General features: G+C 61.4%; 22 protein-coding genes and 1 tRNA gene. 16 read left to right on the top strand and 7 right to left on the bottom strand.

Features of this window, described 5'->3' with window-relative positions; genetic code table 11:
• Positions 1–75 precede the first annotated feature (75 nt).
• The 3 genes from KSS91_RS01390 to cysC are packed head-to-tail and all read left to right on the top strand — an operon-like array spanning position 76 to position 11,274.
• On the top strand, positions 76–9,126 hold the full coding sequence (locus tag KSS91_RS01390) for an Ig-like domain-containing protein (protein WP_437179725.1): 9,051 nt from the start codon (positions 76–78) through the stop codon (positions 9,124–9,126).
• 44 nt (positions 9,127–9,170) lie between these two features.
• Entirely contained in the window at positions 9,171–10,685 is a 1,515-nt protein-coding gene (locus tag KSS91_RS01395) for a TolC family protein (protein ID WP_217836832.1), read from the top strand.
• Positions 10,669–11,274, top strand: coding sequence for an adenylyl-sulfate kinase (cysC, locus tag KSS91_RS01400; protein WP_217836833.1), 606 nt, complete (start codon positions 10,669–10,671; stop codon positions 11,272–11,274). Before KSS91_RS01395 ends, cysC begins: the two co-directional genes overlap by 17 nt.
• Before the next feature lie 11 nt (positions 11,275–11,285).
• Here cysC and KSS91_RS01405 read toward each other — a convergent pair whose 3' ends face one another.
• Both KSS91_RS01405 and KSS91_RS01410 read right to left on the bottom strand, forming a co-directional pair.
• Complete coding sequence (locus KSS91_RS01405; RefSeq protein WP_217836834.1) at positions 11,286–12,044, bottom strand: slipin family protein; 759 nt, start codon at positions 12,042–12,044, stop codon at positions 11,286–11,288.
• A 2-nt stretch (positions 12,045–12,046) separates the two neighbouring features.
• Positions 12,047–12,580 (bottom strand): NfeD family protein, encoded by a 534-nt coding sequence (locus KSS91_RS01410; RefSeq protein WP_015092957.1) that lies wholly within the window; start codon positions 12,578–12,580, stop codon positions 12,047–12,049.
• Positions 12,581–12,779: 199 nt separating this feature from the next.
• On the opposite strand from KSS91_RS01410, the gene KSS91_RS01415 reads away from it, so the two are divergent.
• From KSS91_RS01415 to KSS91_RS01465, 11 genes are all read left to right on the top strand, one after another.
• Positions 12,780–13,241, top strand: coding sequence for an aminoacyl-tRNA deacylase (locus tag KSS91_RS01415; RefSeq protein ID WP_217836835.1), 462 nt, complete (start codon positions 12,780–12,782; stop codon positions 13,239–13,241).
• A gap of 137 nt (positions 13,242–13,378) precedes the next feature.
• A complete protein-coding gene (locus KSS91_RS01420; RefSeq protein ID WP_015092958.1) occupies positions 13,379–13,624 on the top strand; it encodes a DUF2789 domain-containing protein in 246 nt (81 codons plus the stop codon).
• Between the two features lie 82 nt (positions 13,625–13,706).
• Positions 13,707–13,952 carry a type II toxin-antitoxin system prevent-host-death family antitoxin gene (locus KSS91_RS01425; RefSeq protein ID WP_007975643.1) on the top strand — a complete coding sequence of 82 codons (246 nt, stop codon included), beginning with the start codon at positions 13,707–13,709 and terminating at the stop codon, positions 13,950–13,952.
• The gene (locus KSS91_RS01430; RefSeq protein ID WP_217836836.1) at positions 13,942–14,223 is read left to right on the top strand and encodes a type II toxin-antitoxin system RelE family toxin; all 282 of its coding nucleotides are present in this window, start codon (positions 13,942–13,944) and stop codon (positions 14,221–14,223) included. Before KSS91_RS01425 ends, KSS91_RS01430 begins: the two co-directional genes overlap by 11 nt.
• Positions 14,224–14,355: 132 nt before the next feature.
• Positions 14,356–14,784, top strand: coding sequence for a MarR family winged helix-turn-helix transcriptional regulator (locus KSS91_RS01435; RefSeq protein ID WP_172435674.1), 429 nt, complete (start codon positions 14,356–14,358; stop codon positions 14,782–14,784).
• Complete coding sequence (locus KSS91_RS01440) at positions 14,781–16,853, top strand: FUSC family protein (RefSeq protein ID WP_217836837.1); 2,073 nt, start codon at positions 14,781–14,783, stop codon at positions 16,851–16,853. The genes KSS91_RS01435 and KSS91_RS01440 overlap by 4 nt, the downstream gene beginning before the upstream one ends.
• Positions 16,850–17,059, top strand: coding sequence for a DUF1656 domain-containing protein (locus KSS91_RS01445; protein WP_007975639.1), 210 nt, complete (start codon positions 16,850–16,852; stop codon positions 17,057–17,059). Before KSS91_RS01440 ends, KSS91_RS01445 begins: the two co-directional genes overlap by 4 nt.
• Positions 17,056–17,943, top strand: coding sequence for an efflux RND transporter periplasmic adaptor subunit (locus KSS91_RS01450; protein WP_217836838.1), 888 nt, complete (start codon positions 17,056–17,058; stop codon positions 17,941–17,943). The genes KSS91_RS01445 and KSS91_RS01450 overlap by 4 nt, the downstream gene beginning before the upstream one ends.
• On the top strand, positions 17,940–19,388 hold the full coding sequence (locus KSS91_RS01455; protein WP_217836839.1) for an efflux transporter outer membrane subunit: 1,449 nt from the start codon (positions 17,940–17,942) through the stop codon (positions 19,386–19,388). Before KSS91_RS01450 ends, KSS91_RS01455 begins: the two co-directional genes overlap by 4 nt.
• A gap of 93 nt (positions 19,389–19,481) precedes the next feature.
• The gene (locus KSS91_RS01460) at positions 19,482–20,117 is read left to right on the top strand and encodes a hypothetical protein (RefSeq protein ID WP_015092963.1); all 636 of its coding nucleotides are present in this window, start codon (positions 19,482–19,484) and stop codon (positions 20,115–20,117) included.
• A gap of 279 nt (positions 20,118–20,396) precedes the next feature.
• The gene (locus tag KSS91_RS01465; protein WP_217836840.1) at positions 20,397–21,902 is read left to right on the top strand and encodes a YdgA family protein; all 1,506 of its coding nucleotides are present in this window, start codon (positions 20,397–20,399) and stop codon (positions 21,900–21,902) included.
• Positions 21,903–21,973: 71 nt separating this feature from the next.
• Here KSS91_RS01465 and KSS91_RS01470 read toward each other — a convergent pair whose 3' ends face one another.
• Positions 21,974–23,503 carry an FAD-dependent oxidoreductase gene (locus KSS91_RS01470; RefSeq protein ID WP_217836841.1) on the bottom strand — a complete coding sequence of 510 codons (1,530 nt, stop codon included), beginning with the start codon at positions 23,501–23,503 and terminating at the stop codon, positions 21,974–21,976.
• Between the two features lie 139 nt (positions 23,504–23,642).
• Between KSS91_RS01470 and KSS91_RS01475 the strand changes: the two genes are divergently transcribed.
• The gene (locus KSS91_RS01475) at positions 23,643–24,203 is read left to right on the top strand and encodes a YbhB/YbcL family Raf kinase inhibitor-like protein (RefSeq protein ID WP_217836842.1); all 561 of its coding nucleotides are present in this window, start codon (positions 23,643–23,645) and stop codon (positions 24,201–24,203) included.
• Positions 24,204–24,246: 43 nt separating this feature from the next.
• Positions 24,247–24,516: a hypothetical protein gene (locus tag KSS91_RS01480; RefSeq protein WP_217836843.1), complete on the top strand. Its 270-nt coding sequence runs from the start codon at positions 24,247–24,249 to the stop codon at positions 24,514–24,516.
• A gap of 78 nt (positions 24,517–24,594) precedes the next feature.
• Here KSS91_RS01480 and KSS91_RS01485 read toward each other — a convergent pair whose 3' ends face one another.
• From KSS91_RS01485 to KSS91_RS01500, 4 genes are all read right to left on the bottom strand, one after another.
• Positions 24,595–24,924 (bottom strand): hypothetical protein, encoded by a 330-nt coding sequence (locus tag KSS91_RS01485; RefSeq protein WP_217836844.1) that lies wholly within the window; start codon positions 24,922–24,924, stop codon positions 24,595–24,597.
• 61 nt (positions 24,925–24,985) lie between these two features.
• A complete protein-coding gene (locus KSS91_RS01490) occupies positions 24,986–25,516 on the bottom strand; it encodes a DUF5384 family protein (protein WP_217836845.1) in 531 nt (176 codons plus the stop codon).
• Between the two features lie 10 nt (positions 25,517–25,526).
• Positions 25,527–26,036, bottom strand: coding sequence for a hypothetical protein (locus KSS91_RS01495; RefSeq protein WP_217836846.1), 510 nt, complete (start codon positions 26,034–26,036; stop codon positions 25,527–25,529).
• Between the two features lie 278 nt (positions 26,037–26,314).
• A tRNA-Arg gene (locus KSS91_RS01500) sits at positions 26,315–26,391 on the bottom strand.
• Positions 26,392–26,719: the final 328 nt, after the last annotated feature.

A 26,719-nucleotide genomic window follows, 5' to 3' on the forward strand; every position in this document is an offset into this window, starting at 1 on the left:
ATGTGGTGGATCATTTTTGGTGGGGCAAAGGCAAAGTCACGGGTAACCGAAGGCCAACGGACGCCAGCGGCGCCCATGATCATGTCCCTTGAACCGCGCATGCTGTTCGACGGTGCAGTCGCCGCCACGGTGGCCGATACCGCCGCTCAGGCCGACAGCCATTCCACAGCCGATGCTGCCAAGGCGCCGATCGCCGATCACCCGACGGCTGGCAACGATACCCCCGGCCAGGCCGATGCCACACCGGCGGCCAGTCCCGTTGCGGTGCCGGGGCAGAGTGTGGTGTTCGTCGACTCCCGGGTGAAAGATGCCGACAGCCTGCTCACAGGCGTCGCCCCCGGGACCCAGGTCGTGAAACTCGACGCGGGCAAGGATGGGCTGCAACAGATCGCCGACTACCTCGATCAGCACCAGGGTATCAGCTCGGTGCAGATCATCGCCCACGGCAACGTCGGCGACCTGTGGCTGGGCGACAGCTATCTGTCGGCCGACAACGTCGCGGCCCGCAGCGCGGTGCTGGCGGAAATCGGCAAGGACATCAACGCTGGCGGCGACATCCTGATCTACGGCTGCTACACCGCCGAAGGCGAGCGTGGCCTGAGCTTTGTCGATTCGCTGGCGCAAATGACCGGCCGCGATGTAGCAGCTTCGAACAACCGTACCGGCGTGGGCGGTGACTGGGATCTGGAAATCGTCACCGGCAACATCGAGAGCGCCAACGTCCTCTCGACCACGGCCATGAGCGACTATCAGTGGGGCCTTGCCACCTGGACCGCCACCAACAACGCCAACACCGGCGTCGGTTCGTTGCGCGCGGCGATCGCCTCGGCGCAGAACGGCGATATCGTCACCTTCAACAGCAGCATGACGGTGCAGTTGACGTCCGAGTTGCTGATCAACAAGAACATCACCGTTGATGGCGACTTGAACAACGACGGTGCGGCTGACGTGATTCTCGACGGCCAGTACAGGACCCGAGTGATTGAAGTGACGTCCGGCAGCACCGTGACCCTCGATGGCCTGGTGATTACCCGTGGCCTGGTGTCGGGTACGGGCGGCAACGGTGGCTACGGCGCCACGGGCGCGATGGCCGGGGGGATTTTCAACGCCGGGATTCTGACCCTGAAAAACGTTACCGTGACCTCCAACGCCGCTTCTGGTGGCGGTGGCGGCGGCGGTGTCACCGGCGCTTTTTACGGCGGTGGGGGTGGCGGTGGCGGCGGTTTGGGCGGCCAGGGCGGCGGGCATGGCGGTTCGGCAGGGCCGGGCACCGGCACATTGGGCGGCCAGGCGGGCGGCGGCGGTGTCGGTGGTTACGGCGGCGGTTATGACGCCACCCACATGGGCGGTCGCGGCGGTACCACCACTGGCGGGGCTGGCGGCATAGGCGTTTCCTATTACAGCAACGGCGGTAACGGTGCGACGGCCACCAATGGCACGATTTCCATTGGCGGTGGTGGCGGCGGAGCCGGTTGGGACAAGGTGGGTGGCGCCGGTGGCAATGCGGTGGGCGGGATCTACAACGCCAGCAGCGGCACCCTCACCATCGTCGGCACCTCGACCATCAGCAACAACATCGGCGCTGGTGGCGGCGGTGGCGGTGGCGGTGGCCAGGGCAGCAATGCCAGCAATGGCGGCCTGGGCGGCCGGGGCGTCGGTGCGATCTGGAACAAAGGCACGCTGCTGATGACGGCCGCCAACTTCGCCGCCCTGGCCGGTAATGCCGCGGCCAGTGGTGCAGGCGGTACCGCGCAGGGCGGAGGTACATCCGGTACCTCGCCGACCTCTGTCGCGTCCCTCTACAACGACGGTGGCATACTCGACACCGCCTATGCACCGCCACCGACCGCGACCATTGTGGTCGCTGACACCACACTGAGCATCGGTGAAACGTCCCTGGTAACCATTACCTTCTCAGAGGCGGTGACCGGTTTCACCAATGCGGATCTGACCATTGCCAACGGCACCTTGACCGCGCTAAGCAGTGGTGATGGCGGCATCACCTGGACAGCAACGTTCACGCCGTCCGCCAGTATTTCCGATACGACCAACGTCATCACCCTGGACAACACCGGGGTGATAAACGCTCTGGGCACTGCCGGCGTCGGCACCACTAACTCCAACAACTACACGGTCGACACCGTGCGCCCGACCGCAACCATCGTGGTGGCGGACAATGCGCTGAGAGTCGGCGAAACCTCCCTGGTGACCATCACCTTCAACGAAGCGGTCAGCGGTTTCACCAATGCCGACCTGACCATTGCCAACGGCACCTTGACCTCGGTGAGCAGCAGCGATGGCGGCATCACCTGGACGGGGACTTTCACGCCGAGCGCTAGCATCACCGACACGACCAACCTGATCACCCTGGACAACACCGGGATCAGTGACCTGGCGGGCAACGCCGGCAGCGGCACCACCGATTCGAACAATTACGCCATCGATACCGTGCGGCCAACGGCGACCATCGTGGTGACAGACAATGCGCTGAGAGTCGGCGAAACCTCGCTGGTGACGATCACCTTCAGTGAAGCGGTCAGCGGTTTCACCAACGCCGACCTGACGATTGCCAACGGGACGTTGAGTGCAGTCAGCAGCAGCGACGGCGGAGTCACCTGGACCGCCACCTTCACACCCTCCGCGAGCACCACCGACACGACCAACCTGATCACCCTGAACAACACCGGGGTTAGCGATCTGGCGGGCAACACCGGCAGCGGCACCACCGATTCGAACAACTATGCGATCGATACGCTTCGTCCGACTGCAACCATCGTGGTGGCGGACAATGCGCTGAGAATCGGCGAAACCTCGCTGGTGACCATTACCTTCAGCGAAGCAGTGAGCGGTTTCACCAACGCCGACCTGACCATTGCCAACGGGACCTTGACCGCGGTGAGCAGCAGCGATGGCGGTATAACCTGGACCGCGACTTTTACCCCGACCAACAGCATCACCGACACGACCAACCTGATCACCCTGGACAACACCGGCGTCAGCGACCTGGCGGGCAACGCCGGCAGCGGTACCACCGACTCGAACAATTACGCCATCGATACCGTGCGGCCAACGGCAACCATCGTGGTGACGGACACGGCGCTGAGAATCGGCGAAACCTCGCTGGTAACCATCACCTTCAGTGAGGCGGTCAGCGGTTTCACCAACGCCGACCTGACCATTGCCAATGGCACCCTGAGCGCGGTGAGCAGCAGCGACGGCGGCATCACCTGGACCGCGACCTTCACACCTTCCGCGAGCATCAACGACTCGACCAACCTGATCACCCTGAACAACACCGGGGTCAGCGACCTGTCGGGCAACGTCGGCAGCGGCACCACCGATTCCAACAACTACGTCATCGACACGGTGCGTCCGACCGCCACGATTGTACTGGCCGATACAACACTGGCAGCGGGCGAAACCTCGCTGGTAACCATCACCTTCAGTGAGGCGGTCAGCGGTTTCACCAATGCCGACCTGACGATTGCCAATGGCACCCTGAGCGCGGTGAGCAGCAGCGACGGCGGGATCACCTGGACCGCGACCTTCACGCCAACCGTTGGCGTGAATGACTCGAGCAACGTCATCACGCTGGCCAATACCGGTGTGACCGACCTGGCCGGCAATACCGGTAGCGGCACCACCAGTTCCGGCAACTACACCATCGATACGGTGCAGCCAACGGCCACCATCGTGGTGGCCGACAATGCGTTGAAAATCGGTGAAACGTCGCTGGTGACCATCACGTTCAGCGAAGCCGTCAGCGGTTTCTCCAATGCCGACCTGACCATCGCCAACGGCACCTTGACCTCCGTCAGTAGCAGCGACGGCGGTGTCACCTGGACCGCGACCTTTACGCCAACCAGCACCATCACCGACGCCACCAACCTGATCACCCTGGACAACAGCGGTGTGCAAAACGCCTCGGGTAACGCCGGTAGCGGCACCACCGATTCCAACAACTACGCCATCGATACCGTACGCCCGACAGCCACCATTGTGGTCGCGGACTCGGCGCTGGCGGTTGGTCAGACATCGGTGGTGACTATCACGTTCTCCGAGGCGGTGACTGGCTTTACCACGGCCGACCTGACGGTGAACAACGGTACCCTGAGCAATCTCAGCACCAGCGATAACATCACTTATACCGCGACCCTGACGCCGACGGCGGGCATCACTGATGCAACCAACCTGGTCACACTGGACAACAGCGGTGTGCAGGATGCAGCGGATAACACCGGCAGCGGCACCACCGACTCCAATAACTTCGCCGTCGACAGCCAGCGCCCGACGGCCACCATCGTCCTGGCGGACGCGACCCTGAGTGCCGGCGAAACTTCACTGGTGACGATCACCTTCAGCGAGGCGGTGACCGGTTTTGACAACAGTGACTTGAGCATCGCCAACGGCACGCTCAGCGCAGTCAGCAGCAGCGACGGCGGGATTACTTGGACCGCGACGTTTACGCCAACCGCAGGCATAAGTGACGCCAGCAATGTCATCACCCTGGCCAATACCGGCGTTACCGACATAGCCGGCAACGCCGGCAGCGGCACCACCAATTCCGGCAACTACACCATCGATACGGTGCTGCCGACGGCGACCATCGTGGTGGCCGACAATGCGTTGAAAATCGGTGAAACGTCGCTGGTGACCATCACGTTCAGCGAAGCCGTCAGCGGTTTCTCCAATGCCGACCTGACCATCGCCAACGGCACCTTGACCTCCGTCAGCAGCAGCGACGGCGGCATCACCTGGACCGCGACCTTCACCCCGACCAGCGCCATCACCGACACCGGCAACGTCATCACCCTGGACAACAGCGGTGTGCAAAACGCCTCGGGCAATACCGGCAGCGGCACCACCGATTCCAACAACTACGCGATCGACACCGTGCGTCCAACGGCGACCATCGTGGTGGCGGACACGGCGCTGAGCATCGGCGAAACCTCGCTGGTGACGATCACCTTCAGTGAAGTGGTGAGCGGTTTCACCAACGCCGACCTGACCATCACCAACGGCACGTTGACCGCGGTGAGCAGCAGCGACGGCGGCATCACCTGGACGGCAACGTTCACGCCTTCGGCGAGCATCAACGACACGAGCAACCTGATCACCATGGACAACACCGGGGTCAGCGACCTGTCGGGCAACGCCGGCAGCGGTACTACCGACTCCAACAGCTACGCCATCGACACGGTTCGCCCAACCGCCACGATCGTGCTGGCCGATACGACGCTGAGCGCCGGTGAAACCTCGTTGGTAACCATCACCTTCTCCGAGGCGGTGAGCGGTTTCGACAACGCCGACCTGTCCGTGCCCAACGGCACGTTGAGCGCGGTCAGCAGCAGCGACGGCGGCATCACCTGGACGGCGACCTTCACACCGAACGCCGCGATCAACGACACGTCCAACCTGATCACCCTGGACAACACCGGCATCGCCGACCTGGCCGGTAACGCCGGCACCGGCACGACCAACTCCGCCAATTTCACCATCGACACCGTGCTGCCAACCGCCACCATCGTAGTCGGCGACAATGCCCTGAACGTCGGCGAAACCTCGCTGGTGACCATCACCTTCAGCGAAGCGGTGAGCGGTTTCAGCAATGCCGACCTGAGCATTGCCAACGGCACCCTGAGCGCGGTGAGCAGCAGCGACGGCGGCGTCACCTGGACGGCAACCTTTACACCCACCGCCAACATCACCGACGCCAGCAACCTGATCACCCTGGACAACAGCGGCGTGCAGAATGCCTCCGGCAACGCGGGCAGCGGCACCACCGATTCCAACAACTACGCCATCGACACCGTGCGCCCGACGGCCACCATTGTCGTGGCCGACAACGCGCTGGCCATTGGTGAAACCTCGCTGGTGACGATCACGTTCAGTGAAGCGGTGACGGGCTTCACGACCGCCGACCTGACCGTGGCCAACGGCACGCTCAGCGGCTTGAGCACTGGCGACGGCATCACCTGGACGGCGACCTTTACGCCGAGCGCCAGCATCACCAACACCAGCAACGTCATCAACCTGGACAACAGCGGGATCGCTGACCTGGCGGGTAACGCCGGCAGCGGCACCACCGATTCGAACAATTTCAGCATCGACACCCTGCGTCCAACCGCGACTATCGTGGTCGCCGACCCGACCTTGAGTGCTGGTGAAACGACCCTGGTGACCATCACCTTCAGTGAGTCGGTGACCGGTTTCACCAACGCTGACCTGACCGTGCCCAACGGCACGTTGAGCGCGGTCAGCAGCAGCGACGGCGGCATCACCTGGACGGCGACCTTCACACCGAACGCCGCGATCAACGACACGTCCAACCTGATCACCCTGGACAACACCGGCATCGCCGACCTGGCTGGCAACGCCGGCACCGGTACGACCAACTCCGCCAATTTCACCATCGATACCGTGCTGCCAACCGCCACCATCGTGGTCGCCGACAACGCCCTGAACGTCGGCGAAACCACGCTGGTGACCATCACCTTCAGCGAAGCAGTGAGCGGTTTCAGCAACGCCGACCTGAGCATCGCCAACGGCACCTTGAGCGCGGTGAGCAGCAGCGATGGCGGCGTCACCTGGACGGCGACCTTTACACCCATCGCCAATATCACCGACGCCAGCAACCTGATCACCCTGGACAACAGCGGCGTGCAAAACGCCTCGGGCAACGCCGGCAGCGGCAGCACCGACTCCAACAACTACGCGATCGACACCGTGCGCCCGACGGCCACCATCGTGGTCGCCGACACTGCCCTGAACGTCGGCGAAACCTCGCTGGTGACCATCACCTTCAGCGAAGCGGTGAGTGGTTTCAGTAACGCCGACCTGACCATCGCCAATGGCACCCTGAGCGCGGTGAGCAGCAGCGACGGCGGCATCACCTGGACGGCCATCCTGACACCGTTGACGGCTATCACCGACACCAGCAACCTCATCCAGCTCGATAACAGCGGTGTCCAGGATGCGGCGGGCAACGCCGGCAGCGGCACCACCGATTCGAATAACTACGCCATCGACACCCAGCGCCCGACCGCGACCATCGTCATGGCCGACACCGACCTGCGTCCCGGCGAAACGACCCTGGTGACCATCACCTTCAGCGAAGCGGTCAGCGGCCTGGACAGTTCAGACCTGAGCGTCGCCAACGGTACCTTGGGCGGGTTGAGCAGCAGCGACGGTGGCGTTACCTGGACCGCGACTTTCACGCCGACCGCCAGCATCACCGACACCAGCAACCTGATCACCCTGGACAACTCCGGTGTCACTGATGCGGCAGGCAATACCGGAAGCGGGGTGACCCATTCGGCGAATTACCTGGTGCAAACCAGCGTGCCGACCGCCAGCATCGTGATCGCCGACACCGCGCTCAAGGCCGGCGAAACGACCCTGGTGACCATCACCTTCAACGAGGCAGTCAACGGTTTCACCAATGCCGACCTGACCGTCGCCAACGGTACATTGAGCAATGTCAGCAGCAGTGACGGCGGCATCACCTGGACAGCAGCCTTTACGCCAGCCTCGAACGTGACCGACGCCAGCAACCTGATCACGCTCGACAATAGCGGCGTGGCCAACACGTCGGGCAATGCGGGGGCGGGCACCACCGACTCGAATAACTTCGCCATCGATACCGTACTGCCAACGGCGACCATCGTGGTTGCCGACACGCAGCTCGGCATCGGCGAAACGACCACTGTGACCATCACCTTCAGCGAAGCGGTGAGCGGTTTCGACCTGTCGGACATCAGTGTTGCCAATGGCACGCTGTCGAACCTGAGCAGCAGCGATGGCGGCGTGACCTGGACCGCGACCCTGACGCCGACCGCCAATGTCAGCGATGCAACCAACCTGATCGTGCTCGACACCGGTCGAGTGCAGGACGTTGCCGGCAACTTCGGTGCAAGTATCGCTATCTCCAACAACTTCGCGCTCGATGCGACCCGGCCAACGGTGAACATCGTGGTTGCCAACCCGAACCTCGGTATCGGCCAGACCACCACGGTGACCTTCACTTTCAGCGAGGCCGTCAGCCACTTCGATCTGTCTGATTTGAGCGTGACCAACGGCGAGCTGAGCAATCTCGCCAGCAGCGATGGCGGCAAGACCTGGACGGCGACGTTCACGCCGACGGCCAATGTCACCGACCCAAGCAACTTCATCGCCCTGGACACCGGCAACGTCACCGATCTGGTGGGCAACACGGGCAACACCGTGGCGGTGTCGAACAATTACACCCTCGACAGCGAACTGCCGACCGCCACCGTCGTGGTCGCCAATCCGAACCTGGGCGTGGGCCAGACCTCGCAGGTGACCATCACCTTCAGCGAAGCGGTCAGCGGTTTTGATTTGTCCGACATCAGTATTGCCAACGGCACCTTGTCCGACCTGAGCAGCAGCGACGGCGGCAAGACCTGGACGGCGATGCTGACACCAACCGCCAACATCAATATCGCCAGCAACGCGATCATCATCAACCGCGCCGGTATCAGCGACATGGCCGGCAACAGTGGCAGCGGCGTGAGCCAGTCCGACAATTTTGTCATCAACACGGTGCCGACCTCATCGGTTGTCGTCGTAACGGTAGACCCCGAGTTCCAAAGCAGCACCCCGGTGACGCTGCCCGATGTGCCTAACGTGCCGCTGCAACCGACCATTTTCACGCCTCCGACGGGCAACCTCACTTCACCATTGACCTTCCAGCCGTTGTTCGAGCAACGGGTGATCGGCAACGGCATCCGGCCGTTGGGCGATATCTTCATGAACCACGGCGCATTGACCCCGAGTTTCATCGCGCAGGTTTTCAGTAGCAATGACGGTGGTGGCGATGGTTCGGGGCATGGTTTCCTCGGATTCGGTGGCGGCGACGGCGGTGTGTTTGGCACCAGCACGCTGTCGAGCCTGTTCAATCAGGACAGCAGTGCAGAGCGCGATTCGTTGAACGCCTTTGGCAGTCAGTCGATCAAGTCCGGCGATGTTTCCCAAGGCCTGCGCGGGGTATTTGGCGCACCGACCCTGGGTCAGCAATTGCAACAAATCAAAGACAACGAGCAGCAGCAGGTCGACAAGCTGGCCGCCGCTCTGAAGCTGGCCGGCATCAGCGAAATGCAGGCCTGATGAGAACTTTCACTTTTGATGCGGCACCCAGGGGCGATGCAAGGATGAAAAAAAGTCATAAGTTGTTCGGCGCCAGCCTGCTGGCACTGGCGATCAGCGGATGCGCAGTCACCAGTGAGCCGATCGAACGCAGTGTCAGTGAGCAGCGGGCCAAAAGTGACCTGCAAGCCATGTACAAGGGGCAGGAGCCCCTTGGCGGCCCGTTGACCCTGCACCAGGCCATGGCCCGTGCGGTGAAGTACAACCTCGAAGGCCGGTTGAAAATCATGGAAGAGGCCCTGGCCAAGCGTCAGCTCGACCTCGCCAGTTTCGACATGCTGCCGCGCATGGCGCTGGACGCCGGATACGTGGGGCGTAACAACGTCAATGCCTCCAGCAGCCAGAGTGTGCGCACCGGCACGCAGTCCCTGGAACCTTCGACCTCCCAGGACCGCGACCGTGATGTAGCGGACCTGACCATGGTCTGGAACGTGCTCGATTTTGGTGTCAGCTACATCAGCGCCAAGCAGCAGGGCGACCAGCGCCTGATCGTTCAGGAGCGTCGGCGCAAGGTGATCAACACCATCGTCCAGGACGTGCGTTCGGCGTACTGGCGGGCGATGGCCGCCGAACGCCTGCTCACACAGATCGACAGCCTGATGGCGCGGGTTGAAACCGCGCGCAACAACAGCCAGAGCATGAGCCAGCAGCGCATTGGCGACCCGGTGCAGGCCCTCGGTTATCAGCGCTCGCTGATCGAGGCGACACGGCAACTGGAAGAGCAGCGCCGTGCGTTGTCACTGGCCAAGACCGAGCTGGCAACCCTGATCAACCTGCCGATGGGCACGGAGCTGACCCTGGCGACCGATAACGGTTATGAGATTCCCGAGCTCAAGGTCGACCTGGCCAGCCTCGAACAGGAAGCCCTGACCAGTCGTCCGGAACTGCGTGAGCAGGATTACCAGACCCGCATCAGCGCAGCCGAAACTCGCAAGGCCATGTTGCGCCTGCTGCCGGGCCTGGAGTTCTCCGCCGGCGGACATTACGACAGCAACTCGTTCCTGGTGGAGCAAGGCTGGGCTGATTACGGCGTCAAAGTCACCTGGAACCTGTTCAACGTGATCTCGGCTCCGGCGGCGATCGACGTAGCCAAGGCCGGTGAAGAAGTCGCCACGGCGCGCCGTCAGGCGATGTCGATTGCGGTGCTGGCGCAGCTGTATGTGGCCAATGCCAACTACCGCGAGGCCCTGCGCCAGTTCAAGACCAATCAGCAATTGTCGGACATCGACGGGCAAATCGTCGGTCAGTTGCGCAACCGTCACCAGGCGGACGGCATCGGAGAGCTTGATCTGATCCAGGGGGAACTCAACACCTTGCAGGCCGATCTGCGTCGTGACCTGTCCTACGCGGATCTGCGCAACGCCTATGGGCAGATTTTCGCCAGCGCCGGTCTCGACCCGCTGCCGGATCAGGTGCAATCGACGCAAGTCCAGTCCATCGCCACGGCCCTGGCCAACCGTGAAGCGGCCTGGGCGGCAGGTGATATTACGGTGCCGGTGGCGCATGTCCCGGTGCGCTGACGTGAAGGCCCCGACCGCCAGCGTAAGCCGGGCTCAGCGCGAGCGACGCAACGGTCATCGCGGCGCGGCGATCCTGCTGACCGGCCTGCCGGCCGCAGGCAAGTCGACCCTTGCGCAAGCGCTGCACGCCGAGTTGTTTGCTCGCGGACTGCAGAGCGTGGTGCTCGATGGTGACGGGCTGCGGGTGGGGCTCAACCGAGACCTGGGCTTTGGCGACAGCGATCGTCAGGAGAACATCCGCCGCGCCAGCGAACTGGCATCGTTGCTGGTGGAGAACGGACAAATCGTGATCCTGGCGATGATCGCGCCCTTGGTGGAGTTGCGTGACGTGTTCGCCCGGCGACTCGGTGATGACTACCGGGAAGTCTGGTGCAGCGCGGCCCTGGCGGTGTGCGAGCAACGTGATCCGAAAGGTCACTATGCCCGTGCCCGACGGGGTGAGTTGAGCGGCTTTACCGGGGTGTCTGCGCCGTATCAGGCGCCGGTCGATGCGGCGCTGGTGCTCGACACCGGGGTACAAACGGTCGAGGCCTGCCTTGATCGACTGCTGACCTGGCTCACTGAGTCCGAAGTGCTGCCCAGGTCCTGACCGATCGGCGTTCAGGGTTTCGACGACAAGTCAGCCATGCCCTTGAGCAACTCGATCGGCAACGGAAAGACGATGGTCGAGCTCTTGTCGCCGGCAATCGAACTCAGGGTCTGCATGTAGCGCAGTTGCATGGCCCCCGGTTGGCGGCCCAGCATTTCGGCGGCCTGCATGAGTTTTTCCGAGGCCTGCAATTCGCCTTCGGCGTGGATCACCTTGGCGCGCCGTTCCCGCTCGGCTTCGGCCTGCCTGGCAATGGCGCGGATCATCGATTCGTTGAGGTCCACGTGCTTGATCTCGACGTTGGCGACCTTGATGCCCCAGGCGTCGTTCTGGGCGTCGAGCACTTGCTGGATGTCCAGGTTCAACCGTTCGCGTTCGGCCAGCAGTTCGTCCAGTTCGTGTTTACCCAGCACTGCCCGCAACGTGGTTTGCGCCAATTGGCTGGTGGCGGCCAGGAAATCCTCGACCTGGATGATGGCCTTCTGCGGATCGAGCACGCGGAAATACAGCACCGCGTTGACCTTGACCGACACGTTGTCGCGGGTGATCACGTCTTGCGGCGGCACGTCCAGCACCACGGTGCGCAAGTCGACCCTGACCATTTGCTGGACCACAGGAATCAGCAGGATCAGGCCGGGCCCTTTGACCTGCCAGAAGCGCCCGAGCTGGAACACCACCCCGCGCTCGTACTCGCGCAGGATGCGGAACGTCGACCCCGCCAGTGCGATGAGCAACAGCAGCAGCGCGACAAGACCCAATTGCAAACCCATGACTATTCTCCGCCCGGCGCCGCGTCAGCCGCGGCCACTTGCAGCAGCAAGCCCTTGCGCCCCACCACCCGCACCTGTTGTCCGGGTTGCAGCGGCGTCGCGCTGAGCACTTGCCATTGTTCTCCTTGCAAATGAATCCAGCCGCCATAGGCGTTGCCGGCCTGCAATGACGTCACTGCCGTCACGCTACCGAGCAGCCCGGCATCACCACTGACGATGTGGCGCGGTCGGGTCTTCAGGGCGTGAATCACCAGGTAGATCAGTAGCAGCGCACTGACCACTGCCAGGCCGATCATCAACGGCACGGGCACTTCGGTGTTGGACAGGATGACCGCGCCGATCACGAACATCACGATGCCGCCCAGGCCGATCACGCCGTAATTGGGCAGGGCCGCTTCGGCGATCAGGAATGCGATGCCGAAGGTGATCAGCCAGATTCCCACGGGATTGGGCAGCAGCAACACAACCGTGTCGGCAGCGAAGGCCGATCCGCTCAACGCCAACAGCAACGCAACTGCACAACAACGCGTGTTCACTTGACCCTCCGGGAGAGTCGTGGAGTGGCTCTGAGTACAGTTTAGTTGAGCCTCGACCTGTATGAATTTTGCTCAATTGTCGTCGTCGGCCGATGGGCGGATTTCCCACCGGATCACGCCGGCGGGCCTAGACTTTTACTACGCAAGCAACGCTTTAACCATCGTCTGCCAGCGATCACGGCGGACACCGAGGTGCATCATGCGTATGGCAAGAACCGTGCAGCGAAGCCTGGAAAAGGCTCAATGCGAATATGACATCGTCAGCCACCCACACTCGGCCAGCAGCCTCGAAACGGCGCGGGTCGCCGGTATTCCTGCCGAACGGGTGGCCAAATCGGTGATCCTCGACGATCACCATGGGCACTACCTGATGGCCGTGCTGCCCGCCAGCCGTCACCTTGACCTGAGCAAGGTCCGCAGCAGCGGTGAGTGGCAGGTTTCCCGCGAAAGCAACCTGGCGCACCTGTTCGACGATTGCGAGCGCGGTGCCGTACCGGCGCTGGGTGAGTCCTATGGATTGGAAGTGGTCATCGACCCGCTGCTGACCCGGCAGAAAGACATCTATCTGGAGGCCGGCAACCACGTCAACCTGTTGCGCATGGACATGCCCGAGTTCCTGAAAATGGTGCCGCATGCGGAGGTGCGGGAGTTGAGTCATTAGGTCTGCAGCGTCCTCGCTGCCGTCATCGCGAGCAAGCTCGCTCCCACAGGGGTCTGTGTCGATCACAAAACCTGTGGGAGCGAGCTTGCTCGCGATGACCGCGTAGCGGTCCCTGAATTGGTCCCCAGGAGTTCGATATGGAAAGCCCAACCCACAACCTCCCTTCGCTGTTCAAACAACTCGGCCTGCCGGACGACGCCGAAAGCATCGATAAATTCATCGCCACCCATTCACCGCTCAAACCGGAACTGCACCTTGCGGATGCATTTTTCTGGAGCCCGAGCCAGGCGGAGCTTCTGCGTGAAGAGATACTCGATGACGCAGATTGGGCGGAGGTGGTGGATCAACTGGATGTGATGTTGAGGAAGGGGCGGGGGGTGTAAATAACGGATAGGCGGCGGTTCACAGAGGTTGCTCTGATCGAACTAATTGACCAAAATTAAGACCTTATTTGAGGTCTTAATTATGCAAAATGTTTTGGCCGATATGGCTGTCAGCGTGTCTGAACTAAAGAAAAACCCCTCTGCCGTTTTGAATGGCGCCCATGGAGGGCCCGTCGCGGTGCTCAATCACAATCGCGTCATGGGCTACATGGTTCCTGCCGATGTGTTCGAAGCCATGATGGAGCGCCTTGATGATTTGGAGTTGGCGGAACTCGTGCGTTCTCGTCGTCATGAAACGCCGATCCCGGTAACGCTGGATGACTTATAAGCTCGAATTTCTCCCGTCTGCACGCAAAGAATGGGACAAGCTGGGGCACACAGTGCGTGAGCAATTCAAAAAGAAGCTGTCAGAGCGGCTTGAGGTGCCTCGAATCCAGTCTGACGCACTGCATGGCATGCCTGACTGCTACAAGATCAAGCTGAGGTCATCGGGATATCGACTCGTCTACGAGGTGATAGATGAGCGCATTGTTGTTTCTGTCGTTGCAGTAGGAAAGCGCGAACGCAGTGAGGTGTATGAGCGCGCCAGTAAACGTTGAGGGCTCTCGGCAGGTCGCTGTTACGTAATTGTTTCAAAACTTGACGGAAAATCCTCTCCAATGCAATATTGATAGTTAGCAAACTAACAGTGTGTATTTTCCCTCGTGCCGAACAACCTCGACGTTCTCCAGATGAACATCAGCAGTGCCATGGTGGTGGCCGCCAGGCATTGGCGCAAAATCTGCCAGACCACGCTGGTCAACTATGGAATCTCCGAAGCCTGCGCCGTTCCGCTGTTGATGATCGGGCGCCTGGGCGAGGGCGTGCGCCAGGTGACGGTGGCGCAAGCCGCCGGGATGGAGAGTCCATCGCTGGTGCGCCTGCTTGATCAACTGTGCCATTCCGGTTACGTCTGCCGGACCGAAGACGCGCAGGACCGCCGCGCCAAATGCCTGAGCCTGACCGACGCCGGCCGGGAGCTGGTGCAGGCGGTCGAAGTGGAGTTGGTGCGCTTGCGCCAGGAAGTCCTGGAAGGCATTGACCCGAGTGATCTGGAAGCTACGCTGCGGGTACTGAGAGCTTTTGAAGCGGCCACGCCGCCATCGGTGGCCAACTCTTGAACGGTTTTTTTGCTGGCATGCCCCCGGCGCGAGACTGGTTCTACGGGGTCCGCACCTTCGCCGCATCGATGATCGCGCTGTACATCGCCCTGCTCATGCAAATGCCGCGTCCGTACTGGGCGATGGCCACGGTGTACATCGTTTCCAGCCCGTTTCTCGGCCCTACCAGTTCCAAGGCGTTGTACCGGGCAATCGGGACCTTTATCGGCGCTGCTGCGGCCGTTCTGTTCGTGCCGATGTTCGTGCAGAGCCCCTACGTGCTGGTGGTGGTGATTGCACTGTGGACCGGCACGCTGCTGTTTCTGTCCCTGCATTTGCGCACCGCGAACAACTACGCCTTGATGCTCGCCGGTTACACCTTGCCGTTGATCGCCCTGCCGGTGGTGAACAACCCGCTGGGGGTGTGGGACGTGGCCGAAGCGCGGACTGAAGAAATCTTTCTGGGCATCGTCGTAGCGGCGGTGGTCGGTGCCATGTTCTGGCCGCGGCGCCTGGCGCCGGTGTTCAATGATTCGGTGAGCAAATGGTTTACCGATGCATCGACCTACAGCCTGCGCTTCCTCAGTCGCAACGTGCAGCCTGAAGAAGTCAGCGCGTTGCGCGCATCGATGGTCGCCACCTTCAACTCCCTGGAGTTGATGATCGGTCAGTTGCCCCACGAAGGTTCGCGTCCGCAGACGGTGCGCAATACCAAGGAGTTGCGTGGGCGGATGATTCACCTGCTGCCGGTAGTCGATGCCCTCGACGACGCGCTTTATGCCCTGGAACGGCGTACGCCCGAGCTTGTGGATAAGTTCGCGCCGTTGCTGACGGCCACCACCGAATGGCTCGGGCACAAGGATGCCGACCTCGACCGCTGGCAAGCACTGAAGGATCAACTGGAAGCCCTGCAACCCGCCTCCGAAGCGCTGGATGACCGCAAGCAGCTGCTGTTCTCCAATGCCATCTACCGTCTCGGCGAGTGGATCGATTTGTGGCAGGACTGCCGCAGCCTGCAATACGCCATCCAGTGCGAAAGCCAGGACAGCTGGCGCGCGGTGTATCGGCACTGGCGGCTGGGGCGACTGTCCCCGTTTCTGGATCGCGGCCTGATGTTGTATTCCGCGGCTTCCACCGTCACCGCGATTATCGTGGCCTCGGTGTTGTGGATTCTGCTCGGCTGGACCGATGGCGGCAGCGCCGTGATCCTGGCGGCGGTGGCGTGCAGCTTCTTCGCTTCGATGGACGACCCGGCGCCGCAGATTTACCGGTTCTTTTTCTGGACGGCGATGTCGGTGGTGTTCGCCAGCCTTTATCTGTTTCTCGTGCTGCCCAACCTGCATGACTTTCCGATGCTGGTGCTGGCGTTTGCCGTGCCGTTCATTTGTGTCGGCACCCTGACGGTCAAGCCGCAGTTTTACCTGGGCATGCTGCTGACCCTGGTCAACACCTCGTCCTTCATCAGTATTCAGGGGGCCTACGACGCCGACTTCCTCAGTTTCGCCAACTCCAACCTGGCCGGTCCCATGGGGCTGCTGTTCGCGTTCATCTGGACCCTGATCGCCCGGCCGTTCGGGGCCGAGCTGGCAGCCAAGCGCCTGACCCGTTTCAGCTGGCGTGACATTGTCGGCCTCTCCGAGCCGGCCACGTTGTCCGAACATCGGCTGTTGGGCATAAAGATGCTCGATCGGCTGATGCAGCACCTGCCGCGCCTGGCCATGACCGGCCAGGACTCCGGCGTGGCGCTGCGGGAAGTGCGGGTGGCGCTGAATCTGCTGGACCTGCTGGCCCATACGCCGCGGGTCCTCGGTGTGCCGCAGGTGCTGCTGCGCCAGGTGGTGGCCGAGGTTGGCGAGTACTTCAAGGCCTGTCTCAAGGCCGGTGAGCGCTTGCCGGCACCGAGCCAGCTGCTGATGACCCTCGACCGCACACGTCGCGCCCTCAGTGGTGCCGGCGATGACGAAACCCGTCGGCATCTGCTGCACGCCCTGAGCGGCCTGCGCCTGGCATTGTTGCCCGGCGTCGAATTCGTCGGCGCCGCCGAGCCCGAAGAACCGCTTCCCCATGGCATTGATGGAGCGCCTTTATGATCGGTGACCTGGATGTCAGCGGGGTGTTTCTGCCCACGCTGCTGGTGCTGATGGGCATTACCTATGTGTTGTACCTGTTGGTGCACGGGGTGCTGACGCGCCTGCACTTTTACCGTCTGGTCTGGCACCGGGCATTGTTCAACGTGGCCCTCTACGCCCTGCTGCTTGGCGCCGTGGACTCACTCAGTCGATACCTGATGACATGAAAAAACCCTTTCTAACCCTTGGTCGCGTGGTGCTGACCCTGCTGATCGTGAGCTTCGCCGTGGTCGTGGTCTGGCGCATGGTGATGTATTACATGTTCGCGCCCTGGACCCGCGATGGGCACATCCGTGCCGACATCGTGCAAATCGCGCCGGATGTTTCCGGGTTGATCCAGCAAGTGGAGGTGCGCGACAACCAGTTGGTCAAGCGCGGCCAGGTGCTGTTCAGCATCGATCCGGACCGCTTCAAGCTGGCACTGCGCCAAGCGAAAGCGGCTGTCGCCGACCGCGAAGAAACCCTGGCCCAGGCCCAGCGTGAGGCCAAGCGAAACAAAGGTCTCGGTAACCTTGTGCCGGCTGAGCAACTGGAAGAAAGCCAGTCGAAAGTGGCCCGCGCCCAGGTGGCCTTGATGGAAGCCCAGGTGGCGGTGGACAGCGCGCAGCTCAACCTTGACCGCTCGGTGATCCGCAGCCCGGTGGACGGCTACGTCAACGACCGTGCGCCACGGACCCAGGAGTTCGTCAGCGCCGGGCGTCCGGTGTTGTCAGTGGTCGACAGCAATTCGTTCCACATCGACGGCTATTTCGAAGAAACCAAACTGAACGGCATCCATATCGGCCAGAGCGTCGACATCCGGGTGATCGGCGACAATGCGCGCTTGCGCGGGCACGTAGAAAGCATCGTCGCCGGTATCGAAGACCGCGACCGCACCAGCGGCAACAACCTGCTGCCCAACGTCAACCCGGCCTTCAGCTGGGTGCGCCTGGCCCAACGGATTCCGGTGCGCATCGCCTTCGATGACGTGCCGGAAGATTTCCGCATGATCGCCGGGCGTACCGCCACGGTATCGATCATCGACGATCAGCAACGGGAGCCGGCGCAATGAGTAAGGCCTCGGGTTTGGCGGTCGCCGGTTTGGGTTTGCTGCTGTCGGCGTGCCAGATGGTCGGGCCGGATTATCACTTGCCCGAAGAGGCGGCTGTCCATCGTCCAGATATCCAGGGCGATCTGGCGGTCGATGGCAAAACGGTGGTGTCCGCACCGGTGCCAGCCGATTGGTGGCGCCTGTACAAGGACCCGCGACTCGACCAGCTGGTACAGCAGGCCATGGCCTCCAACACCGATTTGCGCGTGGCGGCGGCCAGCCTGTCGCGGTCTCGCGCTCAGGTGGATGAGGCCGAAGCGGCGGGCGGCTGGAGCGGCGGCGTGCAGATGGGCGCCCAGCGCTTGCAGGAGTCCGGTCAGGCGTTCCTGCTACCGGAAAAAGTGCCGGTGGCCAACATTGGCGACATCGGCATCAGCGCGTCCTACCAGTTCGACCTGTTCGGGACCTTGCAACGCGGTATCGAAGCGGCCAAGGCCAATGCCGATGCGACGCAGGCCGCCGCCGATACGGCACGCATCACTGTGGTGGCCGACGTAGTGCGGGCCTACACCCAGGTGTGCGCGGCCAATGAAGAGCGGGAAATCGCCCAGCACTCCCTCGACCTGCAAGCGCAAAGCACCACACTGATCCAGCGCCTGCGCGATGCCGGGCGTGGCGATGAAACCCAGGTCACCCGCTCGCAAACCCAATTCAAATCCCTGCGCGCCGACATGCCGCGCTATGAGGCCTCACGTCAGGCCGGGCTGTATCGCCTGTCGATGTTGCTGGCCAAGCCGGTGGATCAACTGCCGGCCGGCACCGCCACCTGCGACGAGCTGCCGAAAATCGCGCAATTGGTCCCGGTGGGCGATGGCGCCGCGTTGCTCAAGCGTCGCCCCGATGTGCGGCAGGCCGAGCGGCGACTGGCGGCCGCGACGGCCGGTATCGGGGTTGCCACGGGTGAGCTGTACCCGAATATCAGCATCGGCGCGACCATCGGTACCGTCGGTATCCTCGACGATCTCGGCGACCCGTCGACCAACCGCTGGGGCTTCGGCCCGTCGCTGACCTGGAAGGTGCCGACCAACGGCGCCCGGGCGCGCATCCGCGAAGCCGAAGCGGTGACCCAGGCGACGCTGGCGCATTTCGATGGGGTGGTGCTCAACGCGATTCGTGAAACCCAGACCAGCCTTGCCCAATACTCGGCCCTGCTGCAACGCCGCGACGCCCTGGCCGATGCCGAGCAATCGGCAAAACTGGCGGCCGAACAGACCCATCGCTTCTTCCAGGCCGGCCGCGAATCGTTCCTGGCTGACCTGCAAGCGACCCGCACCTACACGGATGTCACGGCGCAATTGGCCGCTGCCAACACCCAGGTAGCCGCCAGCCAGATCGATTTGTTCCTGGCGTTGGGCGGCGGCTGGGAAAGCGGACGAACGCAAGCGTCGAACTCCGGCAAACCCTGAGGCCGTTGCTATGCTTTGAAGTGTTGGAAAGGCGCCTTGTGCAAAGCGCCCTTTCTTCGCACAAGGCTCGCGCAGGTCAGGGGGAAACCAACAATGAAAAACCCTTATGCTCTTGGCTTCTGGTGCGCCATCGTGGCATTGGTGCTGCTATCGGCCACCTATTTCTACGGCGTCATGCTGGCCCACCAGATCGACAAGGCTCTGGTGTTCCTCGACAGTGCCGTCGCGTTGATAGCCGTGATGTCCGTTGCGGTGGTGGCCTGGGCGTCGGTCCAGAATCAGCGCATCAAAAAAAGACAACTCGAACAAGGCAAGACCCTGGTCCTGATCTGGGATACCAAGGTGGCGTTGCGTCGTGTCGAAACAGTGTTCGACCGCTATTTCTGGGGCAGTTACTGGCAACCGGGTCGCACGTTTCAGGAGGTCATGGGCGAATTGACCGGCACGCCGCTGGAAAAAAGCCTCGAAACCCTGAAAAAACAATGCCTGGCGCTGGACCGGCAAGTGGCTGACGACGATCGGCACTGGCTCAGCAATGCCCGGGAGCTGGCCGATGTCGCCACGGCCATGGCCCGTGAACGTTATCAACTGGACGTCTGCGACCCACGCGCGGAAGTGACGGGCGGAGCGGTGATCAACCGCGACTTCGAAGTGCTGGTGTACACCTGGACGGCGCGGCTTAAAAGCTTTGATCATCAACTGGATGAGATCGAAGTCCAATACTCCTGATTTTGTGTTGGCTGTTCTGACGCCTTCGCGGGCAAGCCCGCTCCCACAGGAGTACGCATTCCAATGTGGGAGCGGGCTTGCTCGCGAAGGCGATTGAATGCACAGCGAAAAATTCGAACCCTGAGATCCCCCAAGACACTCCTTCACCTTTAATCATTGGGCCGTTCGTCGCGCCTGATGCTAATCTGCATTCCACTTTCAGCACTGTCGAGCCGCAACCCGTCATGGGTTCAGGGAAGACGACCACACTTTCAACAACGGACATTGAACGGGTCATACATGAACAAATCAGCAGGCGTGCTACTGGGAATCGTTGTCGCAATCGGTGCCATCAGCGCAGGCGGTGCCTGGTTCACCGGCACCAGGCTCGAAGGTGTGTTGAACTCCTCGATTGCCGATGCCAACAAGGAGCTGCAAGCGGCCATGGTCGGTTCCAACGGCACCGCTTCGCTGGAACTGGTGTCGCTGGAGCGTCATGTATTCAGCAGTACTGCGCACTATCGTCTCAAGGGCGAAGGTGAAATGTTCGGCGAAGCACCGGTCGAGCTGCTGTTTGTCGATCACATCGAACACGGCCCGTTGCCGTTCTCGCGGCTGATGTCGCTGAAGTGGCTGCCGGTCCTGGCGACCAGTCACTACGAACTGGAAAAGACCCCGCTCACCGAGAAGTGGTTTGCCGCCGCCAAGGACAAGTCCCCACTGACCGGCGTGGTCAACATCGGCTATGACAACGCTACCAATGGCACCTTCGAGTTGCAGCCGCTGGAAATGGCGCTGGATGACCAGTCGAGCATGAAATTCTCCGGCCTGAGCATGGACGTCGACGCGAGCGCCAAGGCGCAGAAGGTCAAGGCCACCGGCTACATGGACAGCCTGAAAGTGACCACCGTTTCTGAAGACCAGGCACCGGTGCAGGTTGAGTTGAACGGCCTGACCCTGGCCAGCAACCTGACCAAAAGTACCTACGGCTTCTATGTCGGCGAGAACGTCCTTGAACTGGCCAGCGGCAAATCGACTTTTGGCGTCAAGCAGTCGGTGCTGGACTTCAAGAAATTCGAGATGAAAAACCTGACGGAAGAAAAGGGCAGCAACGCTTCCGGGCGTGCCGATTATAAAGTTGGCGAAGTGTCCCTGAATGGCAAGACCATCGGTTCCGGTGCGCTGACCATGAGCGTGAAGAACCTCGACATTCCGGCCACGATGTCGTTGATGCAGGTCTACCAGAGCAAACTGCAGCCGTATGAGCGTGCGGCGGCCGAAGCGGTGGAAGCGGGCCTGCCGGCACCGGAGCTGAAACTGACCGAAGCCGAAGAGGCATTGCTCAAATCCAGCCTGGAAAAACTGCTGGCGGCCGGTCCGCAGGTGGCCCTGGAAAACCTGTCGTTCAACACGGCCAACGGTGAGAGCCGCGCCAACATGGTGCTCAACCTGACCAAGCCACAAACCATCGACCTGCCGACCGATCAACTGGTCAGGCAGTTGATCGCGTTGCTGGACTTCAAACTGAAAGTGTCCAAACCCATGCTGGTCGATGTACTCACCGTGCAGTCGCAAATCGACGGTCAGACCGACGCCAAGCTGATTGCCGATCAGGCCACCGCCACCGCAGACATGTTCGGCAGCATGGCGGTCGGCAGCCAACTGGCGAAACTGGACGGCAACAATATCGTCACCAACTTGCATTACGCCAACAATCAGGTGGATTTCAACGGCCAGAAAATGACCGTCGAAGAGTTTGCCGGTTTTGTCATGAGCAAGTTTGCGGAAACCGGTGCCACCGAATAACGGCGGCCGTTTATACAGTAACGCCCGGCCTCTGCATCACGCAGGTGCCGGGCGTTTTGCTGTCCGCCCCCCTAGGGAACGTCACGGATCAGGCGCCATGCCTCTTCCCAGGGCAACGGTTGTTTCATCCGCTCGGCAAGCATCGCCATGGCCCGGTCCATCTCGCAGGCTAGCGCCGCGGACACCACGCCATTTTTTCCGAACAGGCCTATGAAGGGTGGATCGTAAGGGTCGCCCTTGAACTCGACTTCGTCCCAGGCCTCGGCGTGCCCGAGGTAGTCGTAGGTCTTGCCGAAATGCCAGGTCCAGAAAAACGGCACGTCGAGGTAATGCTCGTCCCCGCCCAGCATATTGGCCGCTGCGATCCGCGCCTGCTGTTGGGCCAGTCGCCAGTGTTCGATGCGCACGTATTGGTTGTTCAGCGGGAAGGTGGCGATATCGCCAGCCGCCCAGAGGCCGTCGGCCACGCGCATTGCGCCGTCGACACGCAGCGACTGATCCTGCTCTTTCGCCAGCCCGGTGAAGGCCGCGGTGGCCGGCGTGACGCCAATGCCGACCAGCACCAGATCGGCCGCCAGGCGTTGGCCGTTGTCCAGGCGCACGGCTTCAACCTTGTCCGTTCCTTCGATCTGCGCTGCATTGCCTTGAGTATGAAATATTACGCCATGGGCTTCATGCCGCGCGCGAATGGCCTTGCCGACTGTTTCGCCGAACTGTTTGGCAAATGGCACTGCGTGGCGGGCCAGCACAGTCACGTCCAGGCCAAGCTGGCGCAGGGACGAGGCGGACTCCATGGCAATGAAACTGTCGCCGATGATCACCACCCGTTGGCCGGCGCTGGCGCTGTGCAGAATCTGCTGTGCATGGACTCTGGAGCGTAAAACGAACACCTGCGGCAAGTCGGCGCCGGGCAGCGTCAACAGTTTGGGTTCGCCGCCGGTGGCCAGCAGCGCGGCGTCGTAGGTCAGTGATTGGCCGTCAGTCAGCCGCAGTGTGCGGTTTGATGCGTCCAGGCTGGCCACTTCGCCCTGCAGGCGCTCGATCCGCTGCTCGCGGTAAAACGCCTCGTCGCGCAGCGGCGGGACTTCCTGCGGCGGCATTTCCCCGGCGATCACGTATTTGCTCAGCGCAGTGCGGTCGTATCCGGCATCGGCTTCGCGGTCGATCAACAGCACCCGGCCACCGAAGCCTTTCTCGCGCAACGCTGCTGCTGCCGCCGTGCCTGCCGCGCCAGCGCCGATAATAATGAAGGTTCGTGGATCGTCGGCCGGTGGCGTGTGGGCGTCCGATAACGGCTGGTCGCCGACCCAGATGTCGCCGTCACGGACTTCGAGGGGATAGCGCTTGAGACTGTCCAGGGCTGGCGGTTCACACAGCCCGCCATCCTCGATCCGAAACTGCGCCTTGTGCCACGGACAGGTCAGACGACCGTTGCATACCGCACCGTCAGCCAGCGGGGCGCCGGCATGGGGGCATTCGGCCTGATAAGCGCGAAGTTGCTCACCGGCCCGCAACAGTAGAATCTTGCTGCCCTGGACTTGCACTTCCAGACCCCGGTCTTCGGGCACATTGGTAACACGCGCAACGCGATGCAGAGTCATGATTGCTCTCCAGACAGACGTTTACTTATGAGTCTGGTGCTTATCGCGAGGTTCAGCCAATTGCCCGCTGCCACGGCGTGAACGGTCCGGCTATAGTTTGCACGCCGACGACGGCCCAATACGCACAAGGTGCTCCGGTATGACCCGATTGACCTCAATCAACGCTTGGCTCGCAGCCGCCGCTGTCGCCCTTTGCGTGCAGTTCCCGGCGCAGGCCAAGGAACGCTTCACCCTGAACATTCCCGGAGTTTCCGATGACCGTCTGTTCACCTCGGCCGCTGCGAGCGATTCCGCGGGTTGTGGCGGACACAACATTTCCCCGGCATTGAACTGGAACACCGGCCCGGCCGCCACCCAAAGCTACGCCATCGTCATGCACGACCCGGACGGCCAGAAGGGCCAGGGCATCGATCAGTGGGTGCATTACGGCATCAAGGCCGGCACCCACCAGATCCCGGCCGGTGCCGGAAGCAAACCCGGCCTCGAGGGCGTTGGCGGTACCAACAGCCAGAACACCACCGGCTACATCGGCCCTTGCCCACCCGTTGGCGACAGCGCGCACCACTACATCATCCAGATCTACGCCCTGGACCTGGCCCCGGACGCCTTGCCCGCCGGCCTGACCCGTGCGCAGCTGCTGGAAAAAATCAAAGGCCACGTCCTGAGAAACAGCAGCGTGGTACGGCGCTATCACCGCTAAAGACTGATTTGCAGCAAACTGAAGTGCGCAGCATGGCGGGGATTTGGCATCCACCCCCGAAAGCGCGCACTATCAGGTCATAGCCGATGCGTTGGAGGATGCCGTGGCAAAAAAAATCGACCGCATCGCCCAAATGCTCAACTGCCCGCAAAAGGGTGAAGAACTACGGCGAGCGATTACCGAGAGTCGCAAGGATTTTCTGCTGAACCAGCCGGAAGAAGATGTTGTTGAAGACGACGACCTTGAAGAGGAGCTTTTCGAGGACGACGAGGACGATGATGAGTACGACGAGTTCGACTGGACCACAGAATAAAAAAAAACCGCCTTTGGCGGTTTTTTTTGGGGTCCAGGCAACAGCCCAGATGTGCTGCGTCTGGCGTACTTACAAGTGTCAGAGCCCGTTAGGGAGAAACTTGGTTGCGCCGCTGACATCATCGATTTTCTTGATGCGAAAGGCTTTCAGGCAAGTTTCGTCGCGGGTGTTGGTGTCGGAGCAATATTGCTTGATGAAATCGGCAAAGATCATGTCCTGACCATTAACGGTGAGGACGCGCTTGTAATATTCACCATTGATGCCTTGGGCTTGGCGGCTGTCAGTCATCTCCTGATCCACCACCAGGCGTCCGTGCAGGTCGACTGCTGGAACCTGGGCTTTGGGATCTTCTTTGGAGCAGGCGCTCAGGAGCAGGCCTGCGGCAATCAGCGTACATAAACGCAGCATAGGAATTCATCTCTGATAACGGATGCCCCGGACCAGGGTCCGGGGCAGATCGATAGGAGGATTACTCGCCGAACAAGCGGCTGGAGCGATTGACTTCAGCCTTGCCGGCATCTTCCAGCAGGGACTTGGTGCCGGAGGTCACATTGCGTGCCGAGTCGGCTTCAGACTGGATCACGTCGGTGCGTGCCGCGCTGTCACGCAACTCCGCATCGATGTAGTCGTTGGCGCGTGCGGTGCGCGCGCGTTTCGCCTGCAGTGCCAGGCGGCGCTCTTCCAGCTCCAGTGCGCGTAGCTCGTCTTCGTAGCCTTCTTCACGGGTTTGAACACGCTTGTGTTCAAGTTCCTGTGACTTGCGCTGCTCAAGAGCCCTTTGCTGCGCCGCTTGCTGTGCCGCTGCCCGTTGCCGACGATCAGCAGCGATACGAGCATCCTCGCGTGCCCGTTCGGCTGCCGCCTGACGGACGCGTTCGGCCTGAGCGGCTGCTTCAGTCTGTTTGGTCTGCTGTTCGATTTGATACAGGCTGTCGAACTGGTTTGCCAATGCCGGCATGGCCAGCAGTGCGAGAACGGAGCCCAGAACAATAGGTTTCATGTCCGACCCCTTAGCTTTTCTTGGGTTCTGGACAGGTCGCATTCGGCTGAATGCGTGTTTCGTTGGAGATCGTCATCACCATCAGGGAGATTTCGCCAACCTTGAACTCACAAGGGCGACCCACCTGGGCAGACGTGTAGATTTTGCCGCTTTCGGAATAACCAATCAGCACACCCGGTACCAGGGTGGTGTCATTGACCATCGAACCTGCCATGGCGCCTGCAGCGCCACCGGCTACACCGCCGACAATGGCCGTGTCAGTGTTTTTCGTGTTGCCCAGTGCGGCACCACCGATCAGACCCAACACCCCACCCGCCATCATGGCGGCTTTTTTGTTCTTTTCGTTGCTGACTTTTATCTTGCTCGGCGAAATCGTAAGGATTTTGACGGTTTTAGCTTCCTGCTGGCTGTTTACCTGGCTGGCGTCGAATACATCTGCTTGATACTCCTCACCGGACGTTTGGCAACCAGCAAGAACAGCAGCAATCGAAAGCACCAGGCAGCGTTTTAACATCATCATTTCCAATATCTCTATGAGCTTAAGAAATCCCGAGCGGGACAATCCATTGTGATTTGAGGCAATGTGCCACCATTCTAATCAAACTGAAGAAGGTAAGGCCAAGAAAAGTTTGGAGCGAGGGGGGATCGGGTGTACCAGGCAGGAGCCGGGAAGCACGTTGTAATGCGCGACGTTTGGGGGGAGTTTCTCTAGAAGGATGACTGCATCCATGACGGCGAACACACGTCCACAAAAAAGCCCCAGACCCATAAGGCCTGAGGCTTTCTCGTTACAACGTATGGTGCACCAGGCGGGATTCGAACCCACGACCCCTGCCTTCGGAGGGCAGTACTCTATCCAGCTGAGCTACTGGTGCAGCGGGCGCCATGATACTCATATGCACTGCGGGCGTCCATGCTGCTGAATCGCCTGCGTTTTTTTAAAGCTGTAACAGGCGTTTGCTACGTTGATCAGAAAATACGGGCAAAAGCGTCGTTTTCGTTCTTTTTTTCGAACAGGCTATTGTCCTTTACCCCCTTTGATCCTAGGATTCGTTTGAGATTTCAAACGCTCTTGTCTGGGTGCTGAACCGCACGATTTGAATCAGTGCGCTATTTATGTGCTTCAGCCCGGTGAATGATTTCCCTGACGGCAGCCTATCGAGGCGCCTTTCTACAATCATAATTTGCTCCGCGCGTGCGCGG

Source organism: Pseudomonas azerbaijanorientalis, from assembly GCF_019139795.1.
Classification (GTDB): domain Bacteria; phylum Pseudomonadota; class Gammaproteobacteria; order Pseudomonadales; family Pseudomonadaceae; genus Aquipseudomonas; species Aquipseudomonas laurylsulfatiphila.